The following is a 19399-nucleotide window of genomic DNA, read 5'->3' on the forward strand; positions in this document are numbered from 1 at the left end:
GGGGGAGAAAGTGTGCTAGGAATTATTCTTGGTTTAGTATTATTAATGGTGCTCGCTTATCTTGGCTGGTCGATTATTTGGATCGCACCAGTAACAGCGGGGATAGTCGCATTATTTGGTGGATTAGATTTACTTGATGCTTATACCGATACTTATATGGGAGGATTTGTTGATTTTGCAAAAGCGTGGTTTCCGGTCTTCATGCTTGGGGCAATCTTCGGTAAACTAATGGAAGACACCGGAGCAGCTCGTTCAGTAGCGCACGCAATTACAAAAATTATCGGTACAAAACGTGCGGTGTTAGGGGTTGTTGCCGGAGCGGCTGTTCTTACATATGGAGGAGTAAGCTTGTTCGTCGTTGTGTTTGCAATGTATCCGCTTGCAATCGCGCTCTTTCGTGAAGCGAACATTCCGCGTAAGCTTATCCCAGGGACAATTGCGCTCGGGGCCTTTACCTTTACAATGACAGCGCTTCCTGGTACGCCGCAAATCCAAAATTTAATTCCGATGAAATATTTTGAAACAGGACCAACAGCGGCACCGTTCATGGGGATTGCAGGGGCAGCTGTTATGGGAATCGGCGGTTATTTTTATTTGCGCTGGCGTGAAAAAAAGCTCGTAAAAGCAGGAGAAGTGTTTACAGAGCCGAAAGATCAAGAGATAGAAGATATCGATGCTGCGAAGCTTCCTAATGCGCTTATTTCATTTCTGCCGCTTGTGTCGGTTATTTTGACATTAAATGTGCTGAAGTGGAACATTATTCCGGCTTTGATCTCGGGGATTATTTTAATTATGGTGTTCAACCTGCACAAGATGAAAGGCTTTGTCGGCTCGATTAATAGTGGAGCGAATGGGTCAATTATTGCGATTATGAATACAAGTGCAGCAGTCGGCTTTGGAACAGTAGTAAAGGCAGTGCCTGGCTTTCAGACACTACAAGATTTTGTTCTTGGCATTAAGGGAAATCCGCTTATTTCTGAAGCTGTTGCGGTTAACTTACTTGCAGGTGCGACAGGCTCTGCATCAGGCGGGATGGGAATTGCGCTTGAAGCACTTGGTTCGAAGTACTATGAGCTTGCGATGCAGACAGGGATTTCCCCTGAAGCCTTTCATCGAGTTGCCTCACTCGCATCAGGCGGACTTGATACACTGCCGCATAATGGTGCCGTCTTAACGCTGTTGGCGATTACAGGTATGACTCATAAAGATTCATATAAGGATATTTTCGTAGTAGGTTCACTCATTCCAATTGCAGCTGTTATTGTTGCGATTATCTTTGCCGCAATTGGATTGGTCTAATAGATAAAATAAAGGAAAGTGGTGGAAGCGAAACGACGGCTTTTCACCAAATAGAATAAGGGGGAAATGAAAATGAGATTAGAAGGAAAAGTAGCGATTATTACAGGGGGCGGACAAGGGATTGGTGAAGCAACAGCAAAGAAATTCATAGCTGAAGGAGCAAAGGTCGTTGTCGTTGATATTAACGAAGAAAATATAAATCGCACGGTAGAAGCGCTTCAAGCACAAGGCGGAGAAGCTGAAGGAATGGTTGTTGATGTGACAAATGGCGAGCAGGTTGACCGAATGGTGCAAAAGACCGTCGAGAAATATGGAAAGCTTGATATCGTCGTCAACAATGCAGGCATTACAGCTGATGGCACATTAGTGAAACTATCTGAAGAGCAGTGGGATAATGTTATTAATGTAAACTTAAAAGGTGTTTACCTTGTTGGACAAGCTGCCGCGAAACAAATGAAAGCACAAAACAACGGCGTGATTCTAAATGCATCAAGTGTTGTCGGTTTGTATGGAAACTTTGGGCAAACGAACTATGCCGCAACAAAATGGGGCGTGATCGGAATGACGAAAACATGGGCGAAAGAGCTCGGTAAAAATGGCATCCGTGCAAACGCTGTCGCTCCAGGCTTCATCCAAACACCGATGACAGAGCAGATGCCTGAGAAGGTACTAGATATGATGAAAGGAAAGTCGCCGCTTGGTCAGTTAGGACAACCAGAAGATATTGCGAACGCCTATGCCTTCCTTGCTTCAGATGAAGCACGTTTTATTACAGGGACAGTATTAAGTGTAGATGGTGGGGTTGTCATCTAATTCTAAAGACGTGGAGTGTCTGCAACGGACACTTCACGTTTTTTGTCGTTAACAGGAATTACCGTAAACAGATGTTTTGAATTTTAATAGGAGTTGCGTTATAGTGGCGTAAGTTCATAAGAGGAGGCATACATCTTAAAGGAAGTGAAACAACTATGCAGCAATGGAAACGTAATTTATGGATTTTGTTTGCTTGTCAGTTCCTCGTTTTAAGTGCAATGACAATGATTTTGCCGTTCATGCCCTTGTATCTGCAAGAGCTCGGGATGACGGATATGGATAAGGTTAGTTTGTGGTCTGGTTTGATATTCGGAGCAAGCTTCTTTACCGCTTTTCTTTTCTCGCCATTTTGGGGAAGGCTTGCGGATAAATATGGACGGAAAGTGATGATTCTGCGCTCAGGCTTTGGTATGAGTGTCACCATCATTTTATTAGGCTTTGCTACAGGTCCTGTTCAGCTACTATTGCTTCGGTTATTAAACGGGGTCGTAAGCGGCTTTATCCCAGCATCGATTGGTCTTGTCGCAACAAATACACCGAAAGAACATACAGGCTACGCGCTCGGTACCTTACAGTCAGGCGCAGTTGCCGGCAGTATCATCGGACCACTGTTCGGCGGGGCGATGGCTGAAGCATTTGGCTTTCGGATGATTTTTAACATTACAGGTATTTGTGTATTAGTTGCCGCAACAGTGGTGCTGTTATTTGTAAAAGAAATTGAAAAACCAACAGGCGACGTGCCAAAAAGTAACGCATTGAAAGATTTCAAACGTGTAACCGTTCATAAGCCGATGATTGCTTTATTCTTTGCGGCGTTTCTTATTCAGCTTGCCATGCTTGGAGTCAATCCGATGATTCCGTTGTTTGTACAAGAGCTTGCGTCTGGTGAGAATATCGCCTTTTTAGCAGGAGCGGCTACAGCAGTAATGGGCTTTGCGAACATGATGGCCTCTCCGCAGCTCGGTAAGCTGGCAGACCGGACAAACAGGCAGAAGGTGCTATTTTTCTCCTTAAGCGGTGCAGCCATCGCATCTATTCCGGTTGCATTTGTTTCTGACTTATGGCAATTGTTTGTTCTGCGTTTTATGATCGGGCTGTTTGCTGGCGGACTTCTACCGACAGTTAATTCGATTATTAAACAATTGTCACCGCAAGGGATGGAAAGCAGGACGTACGGATTTTCAAACAGCTTTGTTTATCTAGGAAATATGCTTGGCCCTATTCTAGCAGGTTGGCTGTCTGCTGGAATTGGTATTCGCGGTGTGTTCGTATTTTCTGCGATTATATTTTTCGTCAATATTGTGCTAGTCAAATTTTATATTATGCCAATCATGGAAGGGCGCCAACCGAATGTGGGAGGCCGCTTTGTGAAATCAAGTTAGAAAAACACCATGACCCACTCATTCATGCGAAAGGGGGTCATGGTGTTTTTTTGTTTATTGCAAGGGTGCGATATAGTGGTTCATACGAAGAATGCCGATTAGATGGCTGTAGTAGAGGGCGACCTCTCCGAATGTTGTGGAAGGCTGTACGTCCAGCTCGATAACTTTTTTGCCGATTTCTTCTGCTGTTTGTTGGAATAAGTCAAAGCGTTGATTTGGCTTAAAGTGTGGATTAGGGATTCCTTCACGACATATGTAAATGGGCTGAAAATCGCCTGGTGTTGTCGGTTCTAATACAACGGCAAGCGATGCGACCTGTTGTTCATTTTTCGTTGAGTAATATGCCATCATATGTTTCACACGATGACGGTTGTTTCGTGCCACTTCAAGCAGCTCATAAAGGTCAGAATAACCTTCACCTAGCTCAATAAAACGTTGAATCATGTTCTTCCCTCCTCAGTTTGCTCCGATCATACTTTAGCACGGTCTGTTACAAAAAAGAAGAGGAAGTATAAAAGAAGACAGCTTTTGTCCGATAAGAAAAATAGAAATTTTTATAAAATGTTACGAAAATCTATATGTCAAAGCATGAATTATTTGGTATGTTTAATATATAAAATTTCGATAAGGGGTATTTGCGATGTTTAAACGGGTATTGGGTGTACTGTTGTTGTTTACGTTTTTAATCGCAGGACTTGTCGGGTATCAATGGATCGTATATCAAAGAGGAGAGTCAGCAGAAGCAAAAGAGCAGACAATACCTTTACGATATGAGCTCTCAATCCTGCATAATAAAAGTGGCTTGAAAGTAGAGCAGACCATTCGAAATATAGAGCAGCAACAGTTTCTCGTGCAGCTGCCAGAAGGTATTTCTGATGTCTCCTGTTCGTATGATAGTAAGAGTGAATGTGACTGGACAGACAGTGACAAAGGAAAACGACTAAATGTTCAAGGTGCACCAAAGGTAACCTTTACGTATACATTGCCGCTTGCGCCCGGCGCTGTGAACCAATGGTTTGAAAAGTGGTACGTACAATTTTTAAATAATGAATTAAAGCCATATGTTGCTGATATGAGTGTAACAGTGAGTGAAGAGTTGAATAAGTCAACCGTTTGGGCAGCAGGGGCTGTCAATAAAGCGGATGTGAAACGGGATTATTTACGTTTCTATGCGTGGGAGAAAGAAAATGCAACTGAATTTCCGCTCTATATGTCAAACGAGCAGCTTGCAAAGTCTTCAAAAGGAAAGGTGCTTACCTATACATCACCGAACGCAGCCTTTCATGCGAACGGCAAGTGGGTCGAAAACTTACCTGAACAAACAGGGCTTACTCTCGTAACGACAACACAAAGTACGACACATTTGTCTCCGCTTCTTGCCGTGCTTCCGGCGGAAACAGCACAAATGGATGCTGATGAGAAAATGGCTTACGCTTATTTCCTTGAGGCGAAGCGGCCTTCTAATGAAGGAATTCGCTGGATTTGGGATGCTTTTCCTTCGCTTGCTTTTAACAAGAACGTAGCAGACGGAAAAGCCCGAGAGATGGTTGAAGAGTTATTAGGACAGTTGAATAAACAAGAGAAAAAAGCATTTGCGCAATGGTTATATGCGAAATCATCTGAAAAAGTATCTGTCAAAGATTTAGATGAAGCGCTCAGTCATGTAACAGAAAAAGAGACAAAGTTCTTTAGCAGCAATGCAGAAGCGACTGAACCTCTACAGCCGTTGTATTTTGTGGAAGAACGGGATGTCTATTATAAAGGCAAAAAGATTAGCCAAAACTGGAAACCGATCTATCAAAAAGGCGGGTTATATTTACCTCTTGTCGATGTCGTTGAAAAAGCAGGCTTTGAAGTAACGGAACTTGAAGGAGAAGATACGTATATCGTCCAAAAAGGCGGCAACACGTGGCGTCTCTTCTTAAAAGAAAGCTATTTTATTTTTAACCAAGAGGATTACGGTTTAACCTCTAAGCCGCTTGAAAAAGTAAATGGTCGTGTCTATATGTCTGAAAAATGGTTTGAACAGCTTTTACGCGTTGAAATTATCAAACGTGATGATGGAATACACTTAAAATAATTCGCAGCACCCGCATTTTTTGCGGGTGTTTTTTTGCATTTTTGGGAATTTTTTTAAGGGGATTGAGATGGTTTTAGCAATCGGACAGCCTAAACGCTTCCGACGCACAGGATGTGCTAGTGCAGGCGTTGTCACAGGACGTGACGTACTTAGCCAGCGTTCCCCTTGGGATCTAGCTGCGGCGGCTAGGGGCTCGAGGTCATAAGTCAGCCTGCTATGGGAACAAAAGGCGGTTCCCTCCGCATTCAGCCTTATGCTTGTCGCCCCTGGTCAAGCCGCCTCCGCTTTTCGGGCATAAAAAAAGACCCTGCAGTTTTTTCTGCAAGGTTCCTTCTATGCTTCTCTATGTTTATCACAAAGAGAAGGAAGGCAAAGGGAGAGGAGAAACCGGAGGAAGAACTTATGGGGAAACGTAAGTCTTCTCCGCGGTTGGCAACAACACCTTAATGATGTTGTTACGTTCATTATTGCCTTTTCTGTTTTGTTTATACCTTTGTTGATTATTTTTTTCTGCTTTTATTCGACGTGGTTATGAATAGGGGTGTCGAAAAGGGTAGAGGGAAATCAACAATTGTAGTTGAAACCGTTTTTATGGTAGGATTAATGGCGTAAATTGCTTCGAAAAAAGCAATCAGCATTCATTTGTACATAGAACAAAGTGAGGGTAAACCATGCGTGTAATTGCTGGAACGTTAAAAGGACGAAGTATTAAAGCGGTACCTGGTACGTCTACAAGGCCGACGACAGATAAGGTAAAGGAAGCAATGTTTAATGTAATCGGTCCTTTTTTTGAGCGGGGGAGTGCGCTTGATTTATTTGCAGGCAGTGGTTCGCTTGGAATTGAGGCTTTGAGCCGCGGAATGGATGACGTTATTTTCGTTGACAGGCATCCGAAAGCAATCGAAACGATCCGAGAAAATGTCAATGCATGTGGGTTAGAAGAGCAAGTCGAAGTCTACCGAAACGATGCCATGCGAGCACTGAAAGCAGTCATTAAGCGCGAGCTGACATTTTCGGTTATTTTTCTTGATCCGCCGTATCAAAAAGTAAAGCTAAAACCATTTATCGACCAGATTGTTGAAGCAAACCTCGTTGAAGTAGGAGGCTATTTAGTGACAGAACATGCAGCAGAAAAAGAGCTGGTCGAACAAATTGCGAATTTTGAGCGCATTAAGCACGAAGACTACAATAAAACAACGGCAATTTCCATTTATCAACGTGTGGAGTGAGTGAAAGGTCATTTAGGGGGGAATTCTTATGGCGAGCATCGCTGTATGTCCGGGTAGTTTCGATCCGATTACGCTCGGTCATCTTGATATTATTAAACGTGGAGCAAGTGTGTTTGACAAAGTTTATGTTTGTGTATTAAGCAATTCATCGAAACAACCATTGTTTACTGTCGAGGAACGGAAGGACTTAATTCGAGAAGCTACTGCTGATATTCCGAATGTGGAAATTGATTCCTTTCAAGGATTATTGATTGAATATGCTGAACAGATCGGCGCTCAAGCGATTCTGCGCGGTCTTCGAGCTGTTTCTGACTTTGAATACGAAATGCAGATCACGTCTATGAACCGTAAGTTAGATGAAAACATTGAAACATTTTTTATGATGACAAATAATCAATATTCATTCTTAAGTTCGAGTATCGTGAAAGAAGTTGCCAAATATAACGGTAACGTCGCTGACCTTGTACCATCGTGTGTGGAGAAGGCACTGTATGAAAAATACGGAAGGAAATAAATAGAAAAGCCATCCAAACGTTGCATTCGTTGGATGGCTTTAACTGTTTCGTTTATAAATGCTTGAAGCATAAAGGATGACGTATACATAGAGGCTTAAAAGTGTAAAAAGTGCTCCGTATTGTAAAAGGAGCGCCCATGATTCAGAAAAAAAGTCAGCTGAAACACTTGAATTAAAGACAGGAATATCGTTTGTACGCCGTTCAAATGTATGCATTTGGACATAGAGCGGTTCAAATAAATAGACTGTTATGACAGCGGAAAAGAATCCTTGCAAGACTCTTGCGATAAAAAAAGGCCGAAAACGAATGTTTGTTTCAGCGAGAATGCTTGCGACTTGTGCTTGTACAGATAAGCCGCTGAACCCGAGAATAAAGCTTGTAATCGCTGCTTGCTGCAAAAGAGGGGCAAGCTCTGTTTGACTTGTCATTTGACTTCCGAGTGTAATTTCAAATAATCCAGCAATAAGCGGCACAGACAAGTCGGTGGAAACGGAAAATACGCTTAAAAATGACGCAATGATAGTGGCGATAGCTTCTGTTACACCAGCGACATGAAGCATTTTATTAACGACTGAAAATAATATAACAAAACCGCCGATCATTAATAAGGTATGTACAGAAGAGATGACTGCATCGCCTAGCAGCTTTCCAAATGGTCGGTTTTCCGTTGTTCTGGCGTGATGCATGCGCAGGAAGGCTTCTTTTAGAAAAAAAGACTTCTTCGTTCGTTGAGAGGAGGAGACTTCCGCTCTGCCGCCGTGAAAGCGCATGAGTAGGCCAACGCAAACATTCGCTGTGTAATGGGAAACAGCCAGCAATACGCCAAGCTTTGGATTATGAAAGAAACCGACCGCTACAGCACCGAAAATAAACAGTGGATTGGATGAATTTGTAAAGGAAGCAAGCCGTTCTGCTTCGACAGTCGTCAATTGTTTTTCCTGCCACAATCTGGCGGTTAATTTCGCGCCAGCAGGGAAGCCTGAGGCCATTCCCATTGCCCAGACGAATCCGCCTGTACCTGGCACGCGGAATAACGGACGCATAAGTGGTTCTAGTAAGACGCCGATAAAGTGAACAACACCATAGCCGATTAATAACTCTGAGACGATAAAGAACGGCAGCAACGATGGGAAGACGACATCCCACCACATGCTTAAACCACGAATTGAGGCTTGAAAAGCATCTTGTGGATAGCAAATAAGTGATACAGCGAATAAAAGAAAAAGCATGGCAAGGAACAATGTTTTAAGCTTTGAAAGTGCCAACACAAACCCTCCGAGCGTCATTAAGTAACGTTTCTATACTTGCATCCAGACTAGTGGTAAAATAAACCTTATGGTAATAGGCTTGTTCACTAACAAATATACGTACAATAATAGAAATTAGACCAATTGATTCTTAGAGGGGGTGGGGGCTGTGCGGCCAAAAATTGGGTTAGCGCTCGGTTCAGGAGGTGCTAGAGGCTTTGCTCACCTAGGTGTATTGCGCGTACTGCAAGAAGAGGGGATTCCGATTGATGTGATCGCTGGAAGCAGTATGGGTTCGCTGATCGGAGCTTTTTATGGAGCAGGTCATGATATGACAAGGCTTTATAAGCTTGCGACCGCGTTTCGTCGAAAATATTACCTTGATTTTACCGTGCCGAAAATGGGGTTTATTAGCGGCAATAGGGTGAAGGAGCTTATTAAGCTTTTCACGAAAGGAAAACGAATTGAAGAGCTTGATGTCGTGCTCGGAATCGTTGCGACGGATTTAAAAAAGGGAGAGAAAAAAGTATTTACAGAAGGAAAGCTCCCAGAAGCAGTGCGAGCGAGCATTGCGATTCCAGGCATCTTTGTTCCCGAAAATATTGATGGCACATTATATGTTGATGGGGGCGTGATTGACCGCGTTCCTGTGCAAACAGCTCGTGATCTTGGGGCAGACTTCGTTATTGCGGTTGATGTCTCTCATGTGAAAGCAGAAGTAGAGATTACCTCGATCTATGATGTCATTATGCAAAGCATTGATATTATGCAGGATGAGCTTGTCAGGAGTCGGGTCATGCACGCTGATATTATGCTCATACCTGATGTTTCGCAGTTTACGTCACGGGCTTTTACGAATCTAGAAGAAATTATTCGTATCGGTGAAGAAGAAGCAAGAAAACATCTTCCACAAATCAAACTCGCAATTGAATCTTGGAAAGGGGTCCAACATGAGAACTCGTAAACCTTTTTTAAGGACATTAATTTTCACCTTTATCCTAACGATTGTGTTAACAATGGTTCAGCTTCCCTATTACGTATCAACACCTGGTATGGCAAAAGAATTGTCCCCCATTATTAAAGTGGACGGGGGATTTGAGGAACAAGGGACATTCATGCTGACGACTGTAAGAATTGGTCAAGCAAATGTTCTGCAATATGCAGTAGCGCATTTTCGTGATTTTCATCATATCTATCCAGAAGACCAAATTAAACCACCTGGAGAATCGGATGAAGAGTATCATAAGCGTCAGCTTCATATGATGGACACATCAAAAGAAGCGGCTTCCTATATCGCTTACAAGCATGCAGGCAAAGAGGTCAAAGTGCAAGATGACGGCGTGTATGTCATGGCGGTGCTTGAGGGGATGCCTGCTGAAGGTAAGCTTGAGGCAGGAGATCGAGTAACAGCTGTTGACGGAAAGCCCGTGCAATCAGCCGAACAGCTCATTAAGTATGTCGAAGACTTGAAACCAGGTACACAAGTGAAGCTTGATGTAGAACGGGTCAAAGGCGGAGAAGAGCAAGTGACAATTGAGCTTGCAAAGTTCCCAGACAAGCCAGAAAAAGTTGGGGTCGGCATTAGTCTTGTTACAGACCGTGAAGTCATTGTAAAGCCTAATGTGAAAATTGATACAGCTGAAATCGGTGGTCCATCCGCTGGGTTAATGTTTTCACTTGAAATCTATAATCAGCTGACTGAGCAGGACTTGACACACGGCTTGCGAGTGGCGGGAACAGGTACGATGAATTATGAAGGTCAAGTAGGCCCAATCGGCGGCATTGAACAAAAAATCGTTGCTGCAGACAAATCAGAAGCGGACATCTTCTTTGCACCAAACGAACAAGGCGCAAAAGGTTCAAACTACCAAAACGCCCTTAAAGCAGCCGAACAAATCCATACAGATATGAAAATTGTCCCTGTCGACACATTCGAAGATGCTGTTCAATACCTCGAAAACTTATCAAAAAAAGCAGAAGCGGCTTAATCGAGGACTAGAAAAGCTCCCTCAATTTGGGGAGCTTTTTCTATATCCTCACAGGCGGATTTGAAAATTCACGTTGAATCGCATCCGTGCGAAACGGCTCCTGTAAGCACATCGCATATGTATCAGCAGCACGTATATCAAGGTCTAGCTGAGGGTGTGAGTAAGCAGACAGCTTTGCTACAAGCGGCAGGGGGAGTTCCTTTTTGACACGACGCAAGTAAGCTTGTCCTAATTCATTCATGCCAAGCAGCCGGATATATGCGGGAGATGTGCCGACCGCTTCAAGCGTCCCCTTCGTTGTATGGGTTAGGACGTTGATGCATAAGCGCTGCAGCCTTGTCCACGTATAGCGCTTCGTCTTAACGCGTTGGATAAACTCATGAAACGTTTTAGCTGATTTTATGGCATCTTTCAAGCGGTATTCAAGTCCTTCTTCTACTTCAGCAATTTCTGAAAGCTCACTGTGTGACATCGTCAGTAAGCGGTATTTCAGAAATTGAAAGTAAGCCTCCCAATTGTGAAGCATGCCGTATGTATGACGATAGCTTGCTAATTGTTGAACAGTTGCCTGTGGCAGCACATGCACAAGGTCGTCAATGTCAGCGTGATGCTCAAAGATTTGCTTTCGTACACTTGTAGCAGAAGCGATATTTCCGCTGAACTGTTCATCATGATAGTTTGAGCCTGTTCGCTTAATGGTCAGCGGCTTCATGGCTGTGTGCCGCTGTTGTGCTGCCCTTACATACGAGAGGCCAAGAATATTGTTTGGTGCATGGATATCAAGTGGAAGGGTGTTTCCGAAAAATGTTTCATAGGCATTTGAAGCGGCTGTTGGAAAGCTTACTCCTTCCTTTAATGCTTTTTTAAGCTCTGCATTGATTTCATTCTGATGCTTCTCTAAGAAAGAAGCTGTTTCAACAAAAGGTTCAATTTCTCCGTGCTCACTGCCGAAGCAAAAGCTGTCGACGTATAAAGCATCCAATAAGGAAACCGCACCGTACGCGAAGCGGTCAGCTTTTTGAACGGCAAAAGCATAAGGCAGTTCAATGACAATGTCGACACCAGAGGCAAGGGCGGCACGTGTGCGCGCCCACTTTGATATAATAGCCGGCTCGCCTCGCTGCAGGAAATTGCCGCTCATAACAGCGACCATCACATCGGCATCGCTTACACGCTTTGCTTCTTGCAGGTGGTAGGCGTGTCCATTATGAAAAGGGTTATATTCAACGATCACACCGCATGCATTCATATTAACCTCCTAATAGATTTGATTTTAAAAATATTTTAGCATATAATCTCTCGTCTTAATCACATGCTTTAATAAGAGAGAAAAGTTTCATTTTACGCATGAAATCATTTATTTGCTTCCGCTGGTGCATTATAGTAAGGTAGGAGCAAGAAAATATCGCAAAATTATAGTGCCAAATGCGTTTGTGATAGGACAAAGCTGTAAAGAAAAAATATTGACAAACGCTTTTTGTGTCGCTATAATTACCTTTGTTGCCTAGAGGTGATCACAATGGAATGGCAAGTATCAGAGTTAAGAAATCGTAGAGACGGGTTTGAAATCGATGAAACAATCGATGTTAGCGAACTAAAGGACATGAACAAAGAAATACGTCAAATTTCACCTGTTCATGTTACAGGGAACGCCCATTTTTCAGGCAGTAAAATCACGTTTGATTTAACGTTTGACGGTGAAATGATTTTACCGTGTGCGCGTTCACTCGCTGATGTGAAGTACCCGTTTGAAATTGATGCGAGGGAAATTTTCTCATTAAATGGTGAATCGTATACAGATGAAGATCTAGAGATTCATGGAATTGACGGAGAAGTCCTTGACTTAAAGCCGTATATTCGAGAAAATATTTTATTAGAGATTCCAATGCAAGTATTTAGTGACAACCCTGAAACAGAAGGAAAAGCTCCTCAGTCTGGACAAGGCTGGGAAGTTGTAACAGAGGAAGAACAAAAAGAACGCATTGACCCTCGTTTAGAAAAACTTCAACAGTTTTTTAAAAAAGATGAGTGAAGAAGTGCCGTAAAGCAGGTTCTTCTCACTTTTTGATGGACTCGTATTAAGGAGGTGGAAACGATGGCAGTACCTTTTAGAAGAACATCTAAAAAAGTAAAACGCCAACGCCGTACGCACAAGAAGCTTTCAGTACCAGGTATGGTAGCATGCCCGAACTGCGGCGAAATGAAGCTTGCTCACCGCGTATGTAAAGAGTGTGGTACTTACAAAGGCAAAGATGTTGTAAATAAATAATGACACACGAAAGCGCAAGGGGACCTTCCTCTTGCGCTTTCTTTGTGCCTGAAAAGGGCAGAACACGGAAGCTTCTTTTGGTATAATGAGAAAGAATGAAAAGGGAGGGTCATAGATGGAGAAGGTATCACTTGAAAGAGATGAGCGTGGGGTATTAACGTTAACGATTAATCGTGAGGAAAAACGCAATGCAGTTGATTATGATGTCATGCAGGCGTTCGAAGAAGCGATTGCACAAGCGGAAACAGATGACCGTGTGAAAATGCTGGCGATTACAGGAAGCGGAGAAAGAGCATTTTGTTCAGGCGGGGATTTATCTGTCTTTCATGAGCTGTATACGAAGGAAGAAGCGTATGGCATGCTTTCTAAAATGGGGGCAATCTTACATAAGTTATACAAGCTGCCAAAGCCGACTGTGGCGTTTGTAAACGGCACCGCGTTAGGCGGCGGATGTGAAATCTTAACCGCTTGTGATTTTCGTATTGCAAAGGAAGGTGTTTCGTTTGGATTTGTCCAAGGGAAGCTTGCGATTACAACTGGCTGGGGTGGCGCTACAATGCTGCTAGAACGAATCGCAAAGCATGATGCGATGCGATTATTGATGACAGCTGAACGCTATAAAGCAGAAGATGGACATGCGGTGAAGCTTTTTTCAGAGGTTTTCCCGAAAGAAACATTCAGAGAAGACTGTCAAAAATGGTTGGATACTTTTACAGCTCAGGATGTAACGGTGCTGAAGGCTTATAAAGAAGCGTCTTTGCGAAAGCTTGACTTAGATAAGCTGTATAATGATATGTTCGCTGAAATTGAACGATGCAGTATTCTATGGGAAGCTGACGCCCATCATGATGCGGTCAACGCCTTTTTGACTAAGTAAGAGTCAGAACATTATGATTTCTAGTCTATCTTTTCTATTGCAGGCATACATATATGAAAAAAGCGATAGGGGAGATGGCAGTGAATGTTGCTAGACAGGATGCATGGAGTGAAGATGAAGACTTAATGCTTGCTGAGGTCGTATTGCGTCATATTCGTGAAGGAAGCACGCAGTTAGCTGCATTTGAGGAGGTAGGACGAAGGCTTTCGCGTACCGCTGCCGCATGCGGATTTCGCTGGAATTCAACAGTAAGAAAGCAGTATGATTCCGCGGTTGCGCTCGCAAAAGAGCAGCGAAAAGCTGGCCGGAAGACGAAACATTCCCCTCCGCCAATGGAAGTTAACATGAAGGCGGTTGCAGCTCCGCTGACATTACAGCAAGTGATAACGTATTTAGAAGAGTTGCAAGGAACCCTACAACTAGACAAGGGTGCCCAGGAAGAAGAATTACGGGAGTTAAGAGAGCGAATAAAAGTTGCTGAAGCTGAGTGTGAGAAGTGGAAAGAGAAATTTCAAGCACTAGAACAGGACTATCAAACGATGCTGTCCATTATGGAGAAGGCAAGAAAGATGACGGTTATGAAAGAAGAAGACGAGGAAAAGCTTCGTTTTCAAATGGATGAGAACGGAAATTTAGAACGGGTAAAGAAGAAATGAAAACCGCTATAAAGCATTGCTGCTTTGTAGCGGCTTTTTTTATAAATACAGGTGATCTGATCATGCTATAAATAAGCAGCACCAATGTGCTTAGGGCAGCATTGGTGCTGCTTTTCGGGTTTGTACTTTCTCTATTTGAGGATTTGTAGCATCTTGCTTATTACTGAACAGTAATTGAACTAGGTTGAACATGTTGTGGTTCCCATACGAAATAGTTAATTCCGTTATGGCTTACATATTCAAAGCCCATCTTGTTCCAAAAATCTGTGGAATTAACACGTGGAATTGTACGAATTGGCATTTGGAAGCTCTTTGCAAATTCAACAAGCATTCTTCCATAACCTAGACCTTGGTAATCTTTCAACACTTCAAGCTTACAGATTTCAAGCCCATCTTGTGGTGAGTTAAAGACTGAATCATATTTTGCTTGAACGTTGTCTAGGCACATTCTTGCAATGAGTGTGTCACCATAATAGATACCATAGAACGGGGAATCACTTTTGTTTTCAACAATGTCAGCTTGTAAGTCCTCAATCATTGATAACTCTTGCAGACCATATTTTTTAAAGCGCTTAAACTCCTCAAGTGTTTTAAAGTTAAGTGATAATTTTTCAACGGCTAATAAGTCCATGGTTGCCCCTCCTTTTAAGTATTGCAAAAATTATTAATCTTTATTTTTATTATATAACAAATAAGAGTAAATTTCCTTATTAAAAAAGAAATCGCTTTCAATAATTTGTGACGTTTTTGTGACAGTGAAAAATATGACGAGAAAGCTTAATTTTATTGAAAGATTCAGAATTTTTATAAAATAGTTGTGATACAGAGGAAAACCTGTTTTGAAACAGACTTTAAAGATTGAATGTCATTCATTTTTGCAGCTTTTTGTTATATATAAATAATAATAGTGTGGGCTTTTTTACAAATGCGGACAATCTGCTAAAATAAAGCATAGAATCTTTTTGATGCTTATGTTTCTATAAATATACAAATAATCACAAAAAAAGGTGGTGAAGCGTTTGGGAAAAGCGGTTATTGGCGGAGGAGCTGTCGGTTTGCTGCTGACAGCCTATTACACACTTATGGGAGAAAAGGTTGTACTGTATACGAGGCGAACTGAGCAAGCAGACCTTCTTAATGAAAAAGGGCTAATGCTCATTTGTGATGGCGAACAACAAGTTGTCCCGATTAAAGCAGCACCTCTTCACAAGGGCGTTTCTGAACCCTTCGTTATTCTCGCTGTCAAGCAGTATCAGCTTGAAGCTGCCCTGCAAGAACTACAGCTGACGACCATACATAATCTATTATTTTTGCAAAATGGGATGGGGCATTTGCCGTTTGTTGAAAATCTCTCTGATAAAGTGGATGTACTGCTTGGTGTAGTTGAGCATGGTGCGCTAAAGCATAGTGATCATTGTGTCGAACATACAGGTAAGGGGCAATTACGAATCAGCCCGTATCAAAGTGAGGCATCGGTTTCTGAGGTATTTTCTCATACTCCTCATCCTTACTTTCCGATTGTTGTGGAGGACAATTGGTATGACATGCTTGCGAACAAGCTTGCGGCCAATGTAGTAATTAATTCTCTTACTTCATTATATGGCGTGAAAAATGGAGAGCTCTTGAAAAGGTCTGAGTTTCATCGGAATATGCGAATGGTATTTGAGGAGGCAACAAACGTTCTTCATTTGAAAAACAAAGAAAGAACGTGGGAGCAAATTGAAACCATTTGCCTCAATACAGCAGAAAACACGTCGTCGATGCTTAAAGATTTACTTGAAGGACGCAGAACAGAAATCGACGCCATTTTAGGCTGGCTCGTTCGGCAGGCTGAAGATAAAAAGATAAAAACCCCATTATTATCATTTTTGAATGACAGTATAAAAGGGATGGAGCAGAGAGGGGGTCAATAATGTGGTTAGTTTGTTCTCAAACGTTATTGCACTATTTATAACCGTGCCGCTTCTGTCGTTAATCGTGATTTTTTGGGTTAGTGCAAAGGTAACTCGTAATAAAAAGCGTTCCTTTCACTTTATGATCGATGTAGGCACAATTATTTTCATTTTAGCTGTTCACTATCTAGTTCTCGTCATCTGGGAGATTTCAATTCTATGGATGATTGCAATTTTCATTCTTCTTCTCACGATATTTATTATGTTCATCCATTATAAAAAACGAGGAGACATAGAGTTTAAAAGAGTGCGCAAAGTCGTTCTCCGCTTGAACTTTCTCTTATTTTCGTTTACATATGTAATTTTGCTTGTATATGGATTGGTTATGCGGATTGTGGCTTAGTAGTGACGCCAGTGCTTTCCTTATGCTTGTCGCCCCTGAACGAGCCACCTCCGCTTTCGACGCACAGGATGTGCTAGTGCAGGCGTTGTCACAGGACGTGACGACCTTAGCCAGCGTTCCTTTGATCCAGCTGCGAAAGGCAGGCTGCGCGAGTTGCTTCCGACGCACAGGACGTGCTAGCGTCGGTGTTGAAACAGGATGTTTCGTTCTTAACCGACGTTCCTATTAAGGTGCCGAAAGCAAAGAGCGGCTTTCTCTGTGTGAAGGTTCCAGCAATCGGACAGCCTAACCGCCTTTCTCCGCTTTTCGAAGATGTCTAGCTGCGGTGGGCAGAAATTTGTGTTGCTTCACCTTCCTGCTCCGAGGCAAAAAGCGCCTCTATGCATGAAGGCTCCAGCAAACAATATTTCTAAGCGGCCCCCCCTCCGCTTTTCTTTTAAGCATTGTTTTTGGTTGGGGGGGTTGAAAGTTTGGTATACTCATGGAGGAATTGATTGAAACGATTGTATTGAAGAAAGGACGGGCATGGAATGGAAATTAGGGAATGTTCTCTGCCTTCAACGAATCCGTTTGTTGCAGATTATTTGAACAGGGCGGATAAAGCGTTGAAATATTTTGATTATCATCCAGGGGATGAAGAGGCTGTTGCACGTCGTGCGGAGGAGCTTCGTTCGAGGACGTTTAAGCGAAGTGAGCTTGCTTCGTATCTTCATGAGCACCATCAACAGTTTGATTGTTCAGAAAAAACGTTTGAAAATATTCGAAAGTTTGATGATGAGAGAGCGGTAGCTGTTGTTGCGGGTCAGCAAGCGGGTGTGCTGACTGGGCCGCTTTATACGATACATAAAGCCGTATCGGTCATCCAGTTTGCGAAAGAACAGGAGGAAAAGCTCGGTATTCCGGTTGTTCCTGTATTTTGGAGTGCTGGGGAGGATCATGACTTTGCGGAGATTAATCACGTCTATGCACCAGTTGATAAGCGCCGAGTACGAAAATTCACGGTGGAAGAAGATGACGGGATAAAGCTGCCGGTTTCAGAGCGGAAGCTAAATCGCAAGCAAACGATTCAGTGGGTGAAGGAAGTGCTTGCTCACTTTCCTGAAACCATTCACACACGCGAATTGTTACAGAAGCTAGAAAGTCTCATTGAAGTGTCGAAGACGTATACAGACTTTTTCAACCGTTTCTTGTTAACACTTTTTGCACAGCAGGGCTTAGTCGTAATGGATTCAAATGACCCGAAGCTTCGGCAATTAGAAGCTGATTTTTTTATGCAGCTGATTACAGAAAATCGGCCTATGCAGCGAAACCTACTTCAGAAGCAACTTATGCTTGCTGAAGATAATTATGGTGAGCCGATTGCTATTAATGAGCACAATGCAAATTTGTTTTATCACAACGACCAGGGTGAGCGTATTTTACTAGAGCGGCTTGAATCAGGTGAGTTTGTTGGCAAAAATCGCACACTGCGCTTTACAGAGGATGAATTGTTGGATGTGGCGAAAGAAACACCGGAAAAACTAAGCAACAACGTTGTCACACGCCCGCTTATGCAAGATTACGTGCTGCCTGTGCTTGCATTTTTCGGCGGACCCGGTGAAATCAGCTATTGGGCTGTGTTAAAAGATGTCTTTGCGCAATTTGATTTTAAAATGCCTCCCGTTCTGCCGCGTCTTAACATAACGCTGGTCGAACGCCGGATTGAAACATGGCTGGAAGAGCTAGAGCTTTCGTTTGATAATGTGCTTCAAAATGGAACGAATGCATATAAGGAACAGCGTTTAGCGAATTATGAACGAAAAGAGATTGATGAGAAAATGAAGGAAGCGGCCAAGGAAATTGATGACATTCACCAAAGACTGCGTATGTTAGCGTCAGAGGTAGATGGGAACTTAACCCACCTTGCCTACCAAAATGGCGGCCGTATTCAAATGGAGCTTCAATACTTACATAAGCAAATTGACCGTTCGCTGCGTGTGAAGGAAGGGCCAATGCTTGTGAGGTATGATGCGATTGATTGTGCGCTTTCTCCGAGCGGCAGTCCGCAAGAACGAGTGTGGAATATCCTTTATTTCTTGAATCAATATGGCTTGGATTTTGTCAATCAGTTAAGTGAGATTCCATATTCATTTAATAATCGACACAAAGTTATTCTTATTTAGTGAAAGAATGAAAAGTTGTCGAAGGAAAACCTGCTTTTATAGCAGGTTTTTTTTTATGTTACAAGAATAGTACAATAGTAAGTGGAGAAAAGTGGGGATGTGTGGTAAGTTAAGGAGAGAAAGTGGGGGCAGACTAGCTATGTTTATAGGGGAGTTCCATCACAACATTGACCAAAAAGGACGGCTAACGATTCCGGTAAAGTTTCGTGAACAACTTGATGGCCCGTTTATCGTCACACGTGGATTGGATCAATGCTTGTTTGGGTACCCTATGGATGAGTGGAAAGAGCTTGAACTAAAGCTCAAAAGTCTGCCAATGACGAAAAAGGATGCCCGGATGTTTACAAGGTTCTTCTTTTCAGGAGCAGCTGAAGTGGAGATTGATAAGCAGGGAAGAATTAATATTCCTGCACCACTGCGTGATTATGCTGGCCTGGAGAAAGAATTTATGCTAATCGGTGTTTCCGGTCGGTTTGAAATTTGGAGCGGGGAACGCTGGAATGCATATATGGAGGAATCGGAAGACTCATTTGCGGACATCGCTGAAAATTTAATTGACTTTGATATTTAACATGCCATACATAAAA

21 protein-coding genes are annotated in these 19399 nt (G+C 42.7%); 17 read left to right on the forward strand and 4 right to left on the reverse strand.

What is annotated here, in order from left to right; genetic code table 11:
* Positions 1 to 12 precede the first annotated feature (12 nt).
* From LC040_04745 to LC040_04755, 3 genes are all read left to right on the forward strand, one after another.
* On the forward strand, positions 13 to 1299 hold the full coding sequence (locus tag LC040_04745; GenBank protein ID WLR52220.1) for a GntP family permease: 1287 nt from the start codon (positions 13 to 15) through the stop codon (positions 1297 to 1299).
* 72 nt (positions 1300 to 1371) lie between these two features.
* A complete protein-coding gene (gene fabG, locus LC040_04750) occupies positions 1372 to 2112 on the forward strand; it encodes a 3-oxoacyl-[acyl-carrier-protein] reductase (protein ID WLR52221.1) in 741 nt (246 codons plus the stop codon).
* A gap of 155 nt (positions 2113 to 2267) precedes the next feature.
* Positions 2268 to 3494 carry an MFS transporter gene (locus tag LC040_04755; protein ID WLR52222.1) on the forward strand — a complete coding sequence of 409 codons (1227 nt, stop codon included), beginning with the start codon at positions 2268 to 2270 and terminating at the stop codon, positions 3492 to 3494.
* Positions 3495 to 3548: 54 nt separating this feature from the next.
* Here the strand turns inward: LC040_04755 and LC040_04760 are convergent, their stop codons facing one another.
* Complete coding sequence (locus LC040_04760; GenBank protein WLR52223.1) at positions 3549 to 3938, reverse strand: methylthioribose kinase; 390 nt, start codon at positions 3936 to 3938, stop codon at positions 3549 to 3551.
* Between the two features lie 196 nt (positions 3939 to 4134).
* Between LC040_04760 and LC040_04765 the strand changes: the two genes are divergently transcribed.
* The 3 genes from LC040_04765 to coaD all read left to right on the forward strand — a co-directional run bounded on the left by LC040_04765 (position 4135) and on the right by coaD (position 7317).
* A complete protein-coding gene (locus LC040_04765; protein WLR52224.1) occupies positions 4135 to 5574 on the forward strand; it encodes a stalk domain-containing protein in 1440 nt (479 codons plus the stop codon).
* Between the two features lie 671 nt (positions 5575 to 6245).
* Positions 6246 to 6803 (forward strand): 16S rRNA (guanine(966)-N(2))-methyltransferase RsmD, encoded by a 558-nt coding sequence (gene rsmD / locus LC040_04770; protein WLR52225.1) that lies wholly within the window; start codon positions 6246 to 6248, stop codon positions 6801 to 6803.
* A gap of 28 nt (positions 6804 to 6831) precedes the next feature.
* Complete coding sequence (gene coaD / locus LC040_04775; protein WLR52226.1) at positions 6832 to 7317, forward strand: pantetheine-phosphate adenylyltransferase; 486 nt, start codon at positions 6832 to 6834, stop codon at positions 7315 to 7317.
* Between the two features lie 39 nt (positions 7318 to 7356).
* Here coaD and ylbJ read toward each other — a convergent pair whose 3' ends face one another.
* Positions 7357 to 8604 (reverse strand): sporulation integral membrane protein YlbJ, encoded by a 1248-nt coding sequence (gene ylbJ, locus LC040_04780; protein ID WLR52227.1) that lies wholly within the window; start codon positions 8602 to 8604, stop codon positions 7357 to 7359.
* 130 nt (positions 8605 to 8734) lie between these two features.
* Here ylbJ and LC040_04785 point away from each other — a divergent pair, with 130 nt between their 5' ends.
* Together LC040_04785 and LC040_04790 are read left to right on the forward strand one after the other, a co-directional pair.
* On the forward strand, positions 8735 to 9529 hold the full coding sequence (locus tag LC040_04785) for a patatin-like phospholipase family protein (GenBank protein WLR52228.1): 795 nt from the start codon (positions 8735 to 8737) through the stop codon (positions 9527 to 9529).
* On the forward strand, positions 9516 to 10553 hold the full coding sequence (locus LC040_04790) for a SepM family pheromone-processing serine protease (protein WLR52229.1): 1038 nt from the start codon (positions 9516 to 9518) through the stop codon (positions 10551 to 10553). The genes LC040_04785 and LC040_04790 overlap by 14 nt, the downstream gene beginning before the upstream one ends.
* Before the next feature lie 40 nt (positions 10554 to 10593).
* Here the strand turns inward: LC040_04790 and LC040_04795 are convergent, their stop codons facing one another.
* Positions 10594 to 11802, reverse strand: a complete 1209-nt coding sequence (locus tag LC040_04795; protein WLR52230.1) for a nucleotidyltransferase — start codon at positions 11800 to 11802, stop codon at positions 10594 to 10596.
* A 270-nt stretch (positions 11803 to 12072) separates the two neighbouring features.
* Here LC040_04795 and LC040_04800 point away from each other — a divergent pair, with 270 nt between their 5' ends.
* The 4 genes from LC040_04800 (at position 12073) to LC040_04815 (ending at position 14355) form a co-directional block, all read left to right on the forward strand.
* Positions 12073 to 12585, forward strand: coding sequence for a DUF177 domain-containing protein (locus LC040_04800; protein ID WLR52231.1), 513 nt, complete (start codon positions 12073 to 12075; stop codon positions 12583 to 12585).
* Between the two features lie 63 nt (positions 12586 to 12648).
* Complete coding sequence (rpmF, locus tag LC040_04805; protein WLR52232.1) at positions 12649 to 12822, forward strand: 50S ribosomal protein L32; 174 nt, start codon at positions 12649 to 12651, stop codon at positions 12820 to 12822.
* A gap of 115 nt (positions 12823 to 12937) precedes the next feature.
* Positions 12938 to 13699: an enoyl-CoA hydratase/isomerase family protein gene (locus LC040_04810; protein ID WLR52233.1), complete on the forward strand. Its 762-nt coding sequence runs from the start codon at positions 12938 to 12940 to the stop codon at positions 13697 to 13699.
* Between the two features lie 53 nt (positions 13700 to 13752).
* On the forward strand, positions 13753 to 14355 hold the full coding sequence (locus tag LC040_04815; GenBank protein ID WLR52234.1) for an RsfA family transcriptional regulator: 603 nt from the start codon (positions 13753 to 13755) through the stop codon (positions 14353 to 14355).
* 160 nt (positions 14356 to 14515) lie between these two features.
* On the opposite strand, the gene LC040_04820 is transcribed toward LC040_04815, so the two are convergent.
* Entirely contained in the window at positions 14516 to 14986 is a 471-nt protein-coding gene (locus LC040_04820; protein WLR52235.1) for an N-acetyltransferase, read from the reverse strand.
* Positions 14987 to 15374: 388 nt separating this feature from the next.
* Between LC040_04820 and LC040_04825 the strand changes: the two genes are divergently transcribed.
* From LC040_04825 to mraZ, 5 genes are all read left to right on the forward strand, one after another.
* Complete coding sequence (locus tag LC040_04825; protein WLR52236.1) at positions 15375 to 16268, forward strand: 2-dehydropantoate 2-reductase; 894 nt, start codon at positions 15375 to 15377, stop codon at positions 16266 to 16268.
* Position 16269: 1 nt separating this feature from the next.
* Entirely contained in the window at positions 16270 to 16650 is a 381-nt protein-coding gene (locus LC040_04830) for a DUF3397 domain-containing protein (protein WLR52237.1), read from the forward strand.
* Between the two features lie 185 nt (positions 16651 to 16835).
* Entirely contained in the window at positions 16836 to 16970 is a 135-nt protein-coding gene (locus tag LC040_04835) for a hypothetical protein (GenBank protein ID WLR52238.1), read from the forward strand.
* A gap of 210 nt (positions 16971 to 17180) precedes the next feature.
* On the forward strand, positions 17181 to 18812 hold the full coding sequence (gene bshC, locus LC040_04840) for a bacillithiol biosynthesis cysteine-adding enzyme BshC (GenBank protein WLR52239.1): 1632 nt from the start codon (positions 17181 to 17183) through the stop codon (positions 18810 to 18812).
* 139 nt (positions 18813 to 18951) lie between these two features.
* Positions 18952 to 19383 carry a division/cell wall cluster transcriptional repressor MraZ gene (gene mraZ / locus LC040_04845; GenBank protein ID WLR52240.1) on the forward strand — a complete coding sequence of 144 codons (432 nt, stop codon included), beginning with the start codon at positions 18952 to 18954 and terminating at the stop codon, positions 19381 to 19383.
* The last annotated feature ends 16 nt before the right edge of the window (positions 19384 to 19399 follow it).

The organism is Bacillus tianshenii (genome assembly GCA_020524525.2).
Classification (GTDB): domain Bacteria; phylum Bacillota; class Bacilli; order Bacillales; family Bacillaceae_N; genus Bacillus_AV.

What these genes read in the sequence shown, in the direction of transcription:
- LC040_04795 (WLR52230.1), bottom strand. Translation starts at nt 11,802, where the DNA reads ATGAATGCATGCGGTGTGATCGTTGAATATAACCCTTTTCATAATGGA.
- ylbJ (WLR52227.1), bottom strand. Translation starts at nt 8,604, where the DNA reads ATGACGCTCGGAGGGTTTGTGTTGGCACTTTCAAAGCTTAAAACATTG.
- LC040_04820 (WLR52235.1), bottom strand. Translation starts at nt 14,986, where the DNA reads ATGGACTTATTAGCCGTTGAAAAATTATCACTTAACTTTAAAACACTT.
- rpmF (WLR52232.1), top strand. Translation starts at nt 12,649, where the DNA reads ATGGCAGTACCTTTTAGAAGAACATCTAAAAAAGTAAAACGCCAACGC.
- bshC (WLR52239.1), top strand. Translation starts at nt 17,181, where the DNA reads ATGGAAATTAGGGAATGTTCTCTGCCTTCAACGAATCCGTTTGTTGCA.
- rsmD (WLR52225.1), top strand. Translation starts at nt 6,246, where the DNA reads ATGCGTGTAATTGCTGGAACGTTAAAAGGACGAAGTATTAAAGCGGTA.
- LC040_04760 (WLR52223.1), bottom strand. Translation starts at nt 3,938, where the DNA reads ATGATTCAACGTTTTATTGAGCTAGGTGAAGGTTATTCTGACCTTTAT.
- LC040_04790 (WLR52229.1), top strand. Translation starts at nt 9,516, where the DNA reads ATGAGAACTCGTAAACCTTTTTTAAGGACATTAATTTTCACCTTTATC.
- LC040_04815 (WLR52234.1), top strand. Translation starts at nt 13,753, where the DNA reads ATGAAAAAAGCGATAGGGGAGATGGCAGTGAATGTTGCTAGACAGGAT.
- mraZ (WLR52240.1), top strand. Translation starts at nt 18,952, where the DNA reads ATGTTTATAGGGGAGTTCCATCACAACATTGACCAAAAAGGACGGCTA.
- coaD (WLR52226.1), top strand. Translation starts at nt 6,832, where the DNA reads ATGGCGAGCATCGCTGTATGTCCGGGTAGTTTCGATCCGATTACGCTC.
- LC040_04755 (WLR52222.1), top strand. Translation starts at nt 2,268, where the DNA reads ATGCAGCAATGGAAACGTAATTTATGGATTTTGTTTGCTTGTCAGTTC.
- LC040_04810 (WLR52233.1), top strand. Translation starts at nt 12,938, where the DNA reads ATGGAGAAGGTATCACTTGAAAGAGATGAGCGTGGGGTATTAACGTTA.
- LC040_04800 (WLR52231.1), top strand. Translation starts at nt 12,073, where the DNA reads ATGGAATGGCAAGTATCAGAGTTAAGAAATCGTAGAGACGGGTTTGAA.
- fabG (WLR52221.1), top strand. Translation starts at nt 1,372, where the DNA reads ATGAGATTAGAAGGAAAAGTAGCGATTATTACAGGGGGCGGACAAGGG.
- LC040_04765 (WLR52224.1), top strand. Translation starts at nt 4,135, where the DNA reads ATGTTTAAACGGGTATTGGGTGTACTGTTGTTGTTTACGTTTTTAATC.